Annotated in this window: 8 protein-coding genes, 1 tRNA gene and 1 pseudogene; 3 read left to right on the top strand and 7 right to left on the bottom strand. The window is 61.5% G+C overall.

Translation table 11 applies throughout. The annotated features are described in order from the left end of the window. A pseudogene (locus KKP04_RS11995) lies at positions 1-111 on the top strand (IS5/IS1182 family transposase); the annotation flags it as partial. 24 nt (positions 112-135) lie between these two features. After that, positions 136-549, top strand: coding sequence for a hypothetical protein (locus KKP04_RS11990; protein WP_215031513.1), 414 nt, complete (start codon positions 136-138; stop codon positions 547-549). A 932-nt stretch (positions 550-1,481) separates the two neighbouring features. Here the strand turns inward: KKP04_RS11990 and KKP04_RS11985 are convergent. From KKP04_RS11985 to KKP04_RS11975, 3 genes are all read right to left on the bottom strand, one after another. Beyond that, complete coding sequence (locus KKP04_RS11985; protein ID WP_215031510.1) at positions 1,482-1,697, bottom strand: hypothetical protein; 216 nt, start codon at positions 1,695-1,697, stop codon at positions 1,482-1,484. Continuing rightward, entirely contained in the window at positions 1,694-2,968 is a 1,275-nt protein-coding gene (locus KKP04_RS15955; RefSeq protein ID WP_215031507.1) for a DUF6538 domain-containing protein, read from the bottom strand. The genes KKP04_RS11985 and KKP04_RS15955 overlap by 4 nt, the downstream gene beginning before the upstream one ends. A 127-nt stretch (positions 2,969-3,095) precedes the next feature. Then, a tRNA-Ser gene (locus KKP04_RS11975) sits at positions 3,096-3,185 on the bottom strand. A gap of 547 nt (positions 3,186-3,732) precedes the next feature. On the opposite strand from KKP04_RS11975, the gene KKP04_RS11970 reads away from it, so the two are divergent. Beyond that, positions 3,733-4,482 carry a class I SAM-dependent methyltransferase gene (locus KKP04_RS11970; protein ID WP_251134071.1) on the top strand — a complete coding sequence of 250 codons (750 nt, stop codon included), beginning with the start codon at positions 3,733-3,735 and terminating at the stop codon, positions 4,480-4,482. Here KKP04_RS11970 and KKP04_RS11965 read toward each other — a convergent pair. From KKP04_RS11965 to greA, 4 genes are all read right to left on the bottom strand, one after another. Next, a complete protein-coding gene (locus KKP04_RS11965) occupies positions 4,479-5,990 on the bottom strand; it encodes a sulfate adenylyltransferase subunit 1 (RefSeq protein ID WP_215031494.1) in 1,512 nt (503 codons plus the stop codon). The genes KKP04_RS11970 and KKP04_RS11965 overlap by 4 nt on opposite strands. Next, complete coding sequence (cysD, locus tag KKP04_RS11960) at positions 5,990-6,895, bottom strand: sulfate adenylyltransferase subunit CysD (protein ID WP_215031481.1); 906 nt, start codon at positions 6,893-6,895, stop codon at positions 5,990-5,992. The genes KKP04_RS11965 and cysD overlap by 1 nt, the downstream gene beginning before the upstream one ends. 25 nt (positions 6,896-6,920) lie before the next feature. Then, complete coding sequence (locus tag KKP04_RS11955; RefSeq protein ID WP_251134070.1) at positions 6,921-7,595, bottom strand: phosphoadenylyl-sulfate reductase; 675 nt, start codon at positions 7,593-7,595, stop codon at positions 6,921-6,923. A gap of 421 nt (positions 7,596-8,016) precedes the next feature. Then, positions 8,017-8,496, bottom strand: a complete 480-nt coding sequence (gene greA / locus KKP04_RS11950) for a transcription elongation factor GreA (protein WP_215031476.1) — start codon at positions 8,494-8,496, stop codon at positions 8,017-8,019. Positions 8,497-8,566: the final 70 nt, after the last annotated feature.

Genomic DNA, 8,566 nt, shown 5'->3' with positions numbered 1-8,566 from the left:
CACTTCCGAGCCGTCGCAACCCGCTACGACAAGCGCGACGACAATTTCCTCGCATCCGTCAAGCTTGCGTCAGTCCGTATCTGGCTGCGGGCTTACGAGTCGGTGACCTAGGGCAACGAAGCGGAAAAGCGGCCTATGAGACTTGCGCGTGCGTGGGCGTCGGCTTTGGCGGCCGAGGGGCAGAGCGGTCTCGATGACGATCTGATCGCGCTCGATCGCAGTTATAAGAGGTTTGGCCGCGATCCCTCCTGCCAGGTCTATGAAGTTCGCTCTCGCGTTCTGTCCGACAGCGGCGTTTTTCCTGGCGATCTCTTGACGTTGCGCCTCCTCGATGAGGGTGAGACGCCTACGGTGGTTTCCTTCGCAGCGGTCGTCGTCGGATCACCGCCGAGACAGCTTCTGCTGTTGAGGCTGTTCGTGCCGCCCCGCCAACTCACCATCAACACCGGCTGTCTCGAACTCCCGCCTCTGGTTCTTGGCCCCAACGTCCGGCTCGTTGCCGCTGCGCCCTGGGCTCAGCCGCCCTCAAGGACCGCGCCCGTCAGGTAAACTTTTCTCCAGCTTATTCGCGGCACCGTATCCCAAACAGCGGCTTTTGCTCGAGGCGAGTCCTGCCACAATTGCCCTTTTTTAGACGATTTTGATTTTTTGCTTTTTAGACAAACTTAGGCAAGCCTAGAGCGTATCAGGCAGTTGGCTTCTTGCTTCGTACTGTGTCTTGGAGTTGCCAGCATGATAGGCAGAGTTTCTGCTTCCAAGGGACGCGTTTCGCCCGCAGGCGCGCGACAAGCGCCGCCTCGTCGTGCCCCGACAGAAGGTGGCTGCGTTGCGTGCCGAAAGCACCCGGCAATCGCCCTTCACGCATTGAAAATCCGAATACCCCCGCGAAAACCGGTCTGGGCCTTGCCACTGTGCCGCGTTTGTCTGAACCTGGCTTCGCCGCTTGGGCCGGTGGCTGAATTGCTGTGGCTTCAGTCTATCGGCGTGGATGCCCTCGCGGTTGCTTCAGCAGGGCACAAGCCCTTGGCGCGTGGCAAGCCCAGGAGACGAGCCCGCGCCAAGCCACCAAGCGAGGTGGCAGAACCCGGCACTTCGAACGAATTCGTACGGATCCATGCCGCGGCCGTGGCTGTCTTCGGGCGACCCTATCCGGCTACGGCGTCTGGCCAGGCGCTGTACTGGGATGAGCTGATTACGTCCTTTGCGCGGGCGCATGGCGCTGACCTCACCGCAAAAGTCTTCGGCGTCGAGGTGCGGACGGGGCGAGAGCTGATCCTTGATTGCCCCGTTTATAATCCTGAAAGGAAGGTTCGATGAGGCCGCATGTCTCTCTGCATCCTTTCCTCCCTGCCCAAGGCATTTCCAAAAAGGGGCAATGGCGCGCTTCTCACGAGACACCAAGTCGAGGGCTCGGCGTGGGCCTGAGGCGCGTGCAACGCACACGCAGCGCTTTGAAGGCTGCAAGCTGCAACATGTCTGGGTCATCTGGAGCGGTACGCCGTGACGAATTCGGACGGTTCGCCCGCAACGTGGGAGTGTGAATGCGCACCCTCAAGGATATTGAGCGTCTGAAGGCAGCCCATGCTAAGGTTGCACGGCTCGCAACTCAGAACCCCGCGCTCTTGCCCGTCTTCATGGCCTTCGAGCGCGACATGGAAAAGGTGAAGGCGTGGGAACGCGCCCGCGAAGTCGCTCAAAGCGCTGCCGCCAAAATCGTTTCGCGCAAGCGTTCGAGGCTTCCGCCTTTGCCGTAGCGCTCGCGGTTATAGGCGTGCCCAAACAGGTCGCGCCGAATGCGCTCGTCCGCGTGCGTGGCGATTAACCGATCCTCGAAAGAATGGCGAAGGGAATAGAGGCTGTGATCTTCCGTTTCGAGCAGACCATTCTCCCGGAAATATGAGTTCACCGTTGCGCTCAACGTCGCACTGGAATTTCGATAACGTGGAAAGCCTTGTTTGCACTCCCGGAACGCTTCGAGCGACACGCCCGCGAGCGGGATGATACGCTTGCTCGTCTCGTTCTTGAGTTGCCGCCCTACAGGTTCGATCGAGATGAAGGGGATCGGGCCTTCGAGCCTGATATGGTCCGGCAGCAATCCCGCCGCCTCGCTTGGCCGGTAGCCGGTGTTGACCATGCCCAGCACAATGCAGCGGGCTTCGGTGTTGAGGCCGTCCAGCGCTCCGGGAGCGATGAGGCGCATCCTTATCCATTCGGTTGAGAACGGAGGCCTGGTGCGCTTGGCGCCTTCCTTGAGCGCCACGCCACGAAACAGGTCCGGCAGGCCGAGCCGCTTCATGCGGTTGAGCGTGCGCACCATGTCCGCGAGATGGGTAAAATCCTTGTTCGCGCTGCTGGGCGACAGGTCTTCGGCCTCAATCTTCTCGATCCACCATTCACGGAAGTTAAGCACATCGTCGGCGGTGATTTCGGCGAGTGGCTTCGCGCCGATCACATGGGCGAAGTTCTTTACGGCCTTCATGCGCGGGTTCTTCCAGCGGCGAAGCTGGTCCTCGCTCTTGCCCAAGGTTCGATCCTTGGCAAGCGTCCAATAGAGATCGAGCGCGCGCGTCACCGTGAGCGGCGGGTTCGCCACGCCGCCGAGCAAAGCCGCCGCTTCAAAGCGTTCCGGCTTGCCGGAAGCGACGGCTTCCACGCGCCGGATGCGCTCTTCCTCCGGCAAGGCCGCGATCTTTTCGGCAGGCAGGTAGCGAAAGCCGCGCATTCCACAAAGGTTGAGGGCGGCGGCGTAACGCTTCTCCGCATCGTTCGTGTCGCCCGCGAGACGGGCCTCCCAGGCCTCCTCGAGTTGCACCCATGCAGCAGCGGCCTTGCGGCGCGCCACGCTCTCCGAATCGGTGTGAAGACTGAGCCAGATCACTTTGCGCTCTTCGACGGGGGCATAGCGCGCGGGCACGCGGCGGCGGAGTTGCCACGTATCGGCCCGCTTGAAAATGGTTGTGTCCTTCACAGCTGCGCCTCTCCCGAATTGTGCATCGAAATGTATAGCACATTAGGGGGAAACAGCGCTGAACAATTCGCGCTACGGCAAAAAAATGAATTAAGACGGGCGCTTACGGAACCTTCGCGAAAAAAAATGGCGGAGAGAGAGGGATTCGAACCCTCGAGACGGTTTCCCGCCTACACACTTTCCAGGCGTGCGCCTTCAACCACTCGGCCACCTCTCCAGACGCGCCGACAAACCGAAGCCGAAGCAGCGCGACGCCGCACTATAGCGATCAGCGAGGCGCCCGCAAGCCCCGATGCGTGGTTTTTGGCGCTCCGACCGCTTCTTTATTTATGGGTCCAACACGCCTTGCCGGCGGTTGAAAACCCTCCCATCTGTCTTGCGCGCCATGAGAAACTCCCTCGTTTGGAGAGCAGAATCACAGCGCGCCCGATGCGGGAATCCCTTTTATGGGTTTGCGACCTAGGGCTCTGATCTGGCGTTCCTGAAAATCATTGCCACTTTTGCGATTAGTTGTTATTAACACACCTATTGGTAGCGCGCATGCACCCAGCCGGACAAAACGTAGGCGCCGAAATGCGCGGCATTCCCCGAAGTGACGCGGGCGCCGCCATTGATATCCGGAGGCCACGATCGAGGAGACAAGCAGAGTGCACGGTCAACTGATGTCGCCCGAAAATCGCTCTTCGGGTGGGAGACATTCGGCACCAGTCGCAGCCTCGCAACCCACAAGCAAGGGAGTGCGACGGTTAAGGCTTGATGACCTGTTGCCCGGCTGCCGGGTTTTCATCAATCGGCCTAATTACGACCTGAAACAGATTTGCGCCGGTAAATCTGTCATCGACATCGGCTGCGGCTATGGACGCAATCGCGCCATCGTCGAGGCGGGTGGCGGGACGTGGGTCGGCGTGGAACCGTTCGACGGGGGCGCCCACACCGTCGTAGGCCGCGCCGAAAGCCTGCCATTTGCTGACGCCAGTTTCGATATCGCGATCATGGATGCCGTGCTGGAGCACGTCGAGGACGTCGGCGCCGCTTTCGCGGAAATTGCGCGCATCCTGAAGCCCGGCGGGCTCTTCGTCGGCTACGCCGCCTTCATGGAGTGCTTCCACGAAATCTCCTATTCTCACCTTTCCCACATGCCGTTGCGGCATTATGCTGAGAAGAACGGACTCGAACTCGTGAGCATTGCGGGCGGCCGCCGGTTCGGCATAGACTATCACCTTCAGGTGCTCCTTTACCCGATCCCGTTCGGGTTCGCGCGCGTGGCGATTGCCTCTGCGATCCGGGGCGTTTTCCGCCTCAAATCGGTTGGCGCCTATTGCGCCTTGCGGCTTAAACGCCGCATGGGACACCGCGAGGCGGCCGAAAAGGCTCGTGCCTATTACGGCCTCGAATGCCTCCGCCAGAGCGTGGGGCTCAACTACGTGATCCAGAAGCGTGGCGCCGCCGACCTTTGCGAGGCCGATAAACCATCGGTTGCCGCGCCCGGCAAGATGGCGCCGCTCGCGGCTTAAGCCGCGAACTCCACGGAAACCCCGGCCGCGCGCAGAATGATCGCTACCTCGTTCGCGCGGCGGCGGAACTCGCCGTCGGTATCGTCTTCGGCAAGATCGGAGCAGAGGCCCCGCCACAAAAGCTCGCTCGACAGCAGGAACGCGCCCTTTTCGGCGGCGGCACCGGCGCTCACCTCGCGGATGACGCCACCCGCCACTGCTGCGCCCGTCACCGCGTCCACAAGCATGAACGTACCCGTGCCGCGATGGTCCGTGAAGCGGTCGGCAGCGATGGCGCGCGCGAGGTCTATGCGTGCCTCGGCGATGCCGTTCGGCTCAAGCGTGGCGGCCTCACTTAGCTCCAGCGTGTCGAGATCGAGGCGACCGAGGATCTTTAGCGAAGCCACCGGAACCATGTCCGTGGCCGTCCGCAGCAGATAGCCCTGAGTGGAGGAGTACGGTTCGTTCGCAAGCCAGACGATGCGGGCTTCAAGCCCGCGCCCGGTCCGCACCTCGCCCTTTTCCGTTGTCAGCACGCTGCCACGGCTCACATCGATATGGTCGGCAAGCTCGATCACCACGGACTGGCCGCTACGCGCCGCTTCGAGGTCGCCGTCCATGGTGCGGATGCTGGCGATGGTGCTCGAACGACCGGAGATCGCGTCGGACACGGCGTCGCCGACATGGATCGTCCCTGCCGTGATGCGCCCCGCAAAGCCGCGAAAACCCTTGCCGTCGCGCAGCACGAGCTGCACCGGCATGCGAAACGACTCATGCGCATTGTCCTCGCGGGCGCCGACCGTTTCGAGATGCTCCACGAAGGTCGGCCCCTTGTACCAATCCATCGCCTGCGAGCGCGTCGCCACATTGTCGCCGTTCAGCGCGGAGACGGGGATCGCGATCCACGACAGTCTCGGGAAGCGCGCGACGGAATTGACGAAGTCGTCGACGATGGCGTCGAAGCGCTCCTTGTTCCAGCCGATGAGGTCCATCTTGTTGACGGCGAGCACGACCTTGCGAACGCCCGCGAGGTCGAGGATCGCGAGATGGCGGCGCGTCTGCCGCTTGATGCCCGCCTGCGCGTCGACGAGGAGCACCGCAACATCGGCGTGCGAGGCGCCCGTCGCCATGTTGCGCGTATATTGCTCGTGTCCCGGCGAGTCGATGATCACGACGCGGCGATGCGGCGTGTCGAAATAATGCCACGCGATGTCAATCGTAATGCCCTGCTCCTGCTCGGCGACGAGACCGTCGACGAGGCGGCTGAAGTCCGGGCGGCTCGCGCCGTGGAGGCTCGCCGTCTCCTTGAGGAGCTTTTCGCGCTGATCGTCGTAAAGCGGAGAGGCGTCCCACAAAAGGCGGCCGATGAGCGTGGATTTGCCGTCATCCACCGAACCGCAGGTGAGAAGGCGAACGATGCCGTTCAATTCTGGCGCGGTCTTGCGCTCTGTCACGGGGGGCTTCCTGTAGGCTTCGATTTCGGACGCGGGTTCTGCGCTCGTAAACGCATCGGATGGGTCAAAGCGCATCAGAAGTATCCTTCTTCCTTCTTGCGCTCCATCGCGCCGATTGTGTCGTGGTCGATAAGGCGCCCCTGCCGCTCGGAATTGCGCGCGGCGAGCGTTTCCGCCAGCACCGAGTCGATGTCGGAGGCGTCGGATTTGTCGGCAGCCGTGACCGGCCAGCAGCCGAGCGTGCGAAAGCGCGTCTTGATGAGGCGCGGTGTCTCGCCGGGCCGCAAGAACGGCCGGTCGTCATTGATGACGAAAACCTGCCCGTCGCGCTCGATGGCGGGGCGCTCCTTGGCGAAATAAAGCGGCACCACGTCGAGTTTTTCGCGGGCGACGTAGCGCCACACATCCTTTTCGGTCCAGTTCGACAGCGGGAAAATGCGCATCGTCTCGCCCTGCCCCAGACGGCCGTTGAGGATGTTCCACATCTCGGGGCGCTGCTTGCGAGGATCCCAACGATAGCCCGGCGAACGCAGCGAGAAGACGCGTTCCTTCGCGCGGGAGGCTTCCTCGTCGCGACGCGCGCCGCCGATGGCTGCGTCGAAGCCATATTTATCGAGCGCCTGACGGAGGGCCACCGTCTTCATCACGTCGGTATAAACCGAGGGGGAATAGTCGACGGGGTTGATGTTGCGCGCGACGCCGTCCTCGTTGATATGCACAAGAAGATCGAGGCCGAAGCGCTCGGCGGTGCGATCGCGAAACTCGATCACTTCCTTGAATTCCCAGGTCGTATCGACATGAAGCAGCGGGAAGGGCAGCTTCTGCGGCCAGAATGCCTTGCGCGCGAGATGAAGAAGCGCGGTCGAGTCCTTGCCCGCCGAATAAAGGAATACGAGCTTTTTGAACTGCGCGGCGGACTCGCGAAGGATTGCAATGCTTTCCGCTTCAAGCAGGTCGAGGTGGGATAAGGGTTTCGTCATCGGATGGAACGTCTTTCGAAGCGGATTAAAGGTTTCTCGAACCGCCGGGGCGGTTGTGCAGGCCGCATTCCTTGCGGTTTTCGTCTTCCCACCACCAGCGACCCGCGCGGATATCTTCGCCGGGCGCGACGGCGCGCGTGCAGGGCTGGCAGCCGATGGACGGGAAGCCGTGCGCGTGCAGGGCATTCACCGGCACCTTGTGCTCGGCGACGTAGGCTTCCACCTGTTCGAGCGTCCAGTCGGCGATGGGGTTGATCTTGATGAGGTTCTGCTGCGCGTCGAAAGCCGCGAAGGGCGTGTCGCCCCGCGTCGTGGACTGCTCGCGGCGAACGCCCGTCACCCATCCCGCCGCGTCTTCGAGCGCGCGCTTTAGGGGCAAAACCTTGCGGACGTGGCAGCACGCCTTCCGCTGCTCGACCGAATAGCGGAAGCCGAAGATCCCGTCCCGCGCGACAAGCTCCTCGACGTCGTCCGCATCGGGAAAGACGACGCGGATGCGCGTGCCGAGAACGCGCTCGCTGCGCGAAAGGACGTCGTAGGTCTCCGGGAAATGCCGGCCCGTGTCGAGAGTGAACGCCTCGATGCGCGAACGCGCCTTGGCGATGGCGTGCAGGAGAACCTGGTCCTCAATTCCGAGGCTAGTCGAGAATAGAATTCGCCCATCGACAGCATTTTCAAGAGCGGAGATACGTATCGCCAAGTCGTCAATACCGGACAAAGCGCTATTCAACGCTTCGGCAACGTTCTCGCGATCGACAGGACGGTGTAAGTCTTCAGCAGGTGCATACATGATGTATTCAGCGCTTTCGCGAGGCAAGTCAGCCGGAGCCCGGTTTGTAGGAGCCACCATACACGCAAAAAACGCATTCAAACGTCATGGCAATAAATAAAGATCGATTTGCCGATGGCACCGCAGTAGTAGAAAATTCTATTAAGGCCGAGATTGAGGTGGGGCGTTTATTTCAGCGAAGCGCTCATGCGGCGAATGGCGCGCGTGGCCCTGCGTACGCGCTTGCGGAGCGTTTTCCCGCTTCGGCGCAAAAAAAGCCGCCTTTAACGGCGGCTTTGGCAGACTGTAGTGCGGATCTTCGGCTTTGGTCGGCGCGAGAAACCTTCACGGCTCAACCGAGAAACGCGACTTTCAGAATTTCGTAGGATTTCGCGCCACGCGGCGTGTTCACCTCGACCGAGTCGCCCGCCTTCTTGCTGATGAGCGCGCGCGCAATCGGCGAACCGATGGAGACCTTGCCGTTCCGGACATCGGCTTCGAGATCACCGACGATCTGATATTTCACCTCTTCCTCGGTGTCCTCGTCGATGAGCGTCACCGTCGCGCCGAATTTCACAGTCTCGCCGGAAAGCTTGGAGATGTCGATCACCTCGGCACGGCTGAGTTTGTCTTCGAGGTCCGCCACCTTCGCCTCGTTCATGCCCTGCGCTTCCTTCGCGGCATGATATTCCGCATTTTCGGACAAGTCGCCATGCGACCGTGCCTCCGCGATTGCCTTGATGATGCGCTGACGCTCGACGCTCCTCAAATATTTAAGCTCGGCCTCAAGCGCTGCATGCCCCTGGGCAGTCATCGGCACTTTTTCGCTCATCCCCAATTCTCCCCAGGTCCGGAGAAAGTTCCCCGGAACCGTTCATCCATCTGATAGTGGAATTCGACAA

This window comes from Rhodomicrobium sp. Az07 (assembly GCF_018619475.1).
Lineage (GTDB): Bacteria > Pseudomonadota > Alphaproteobacteria > Rhizobiales > Rhodomicrobiaceae > Rhodomicrobium.
Note: the sequence above shows the minus strand (reverse complement) of the source record. Positions and strands in the feature narration are given on the sequence as shown.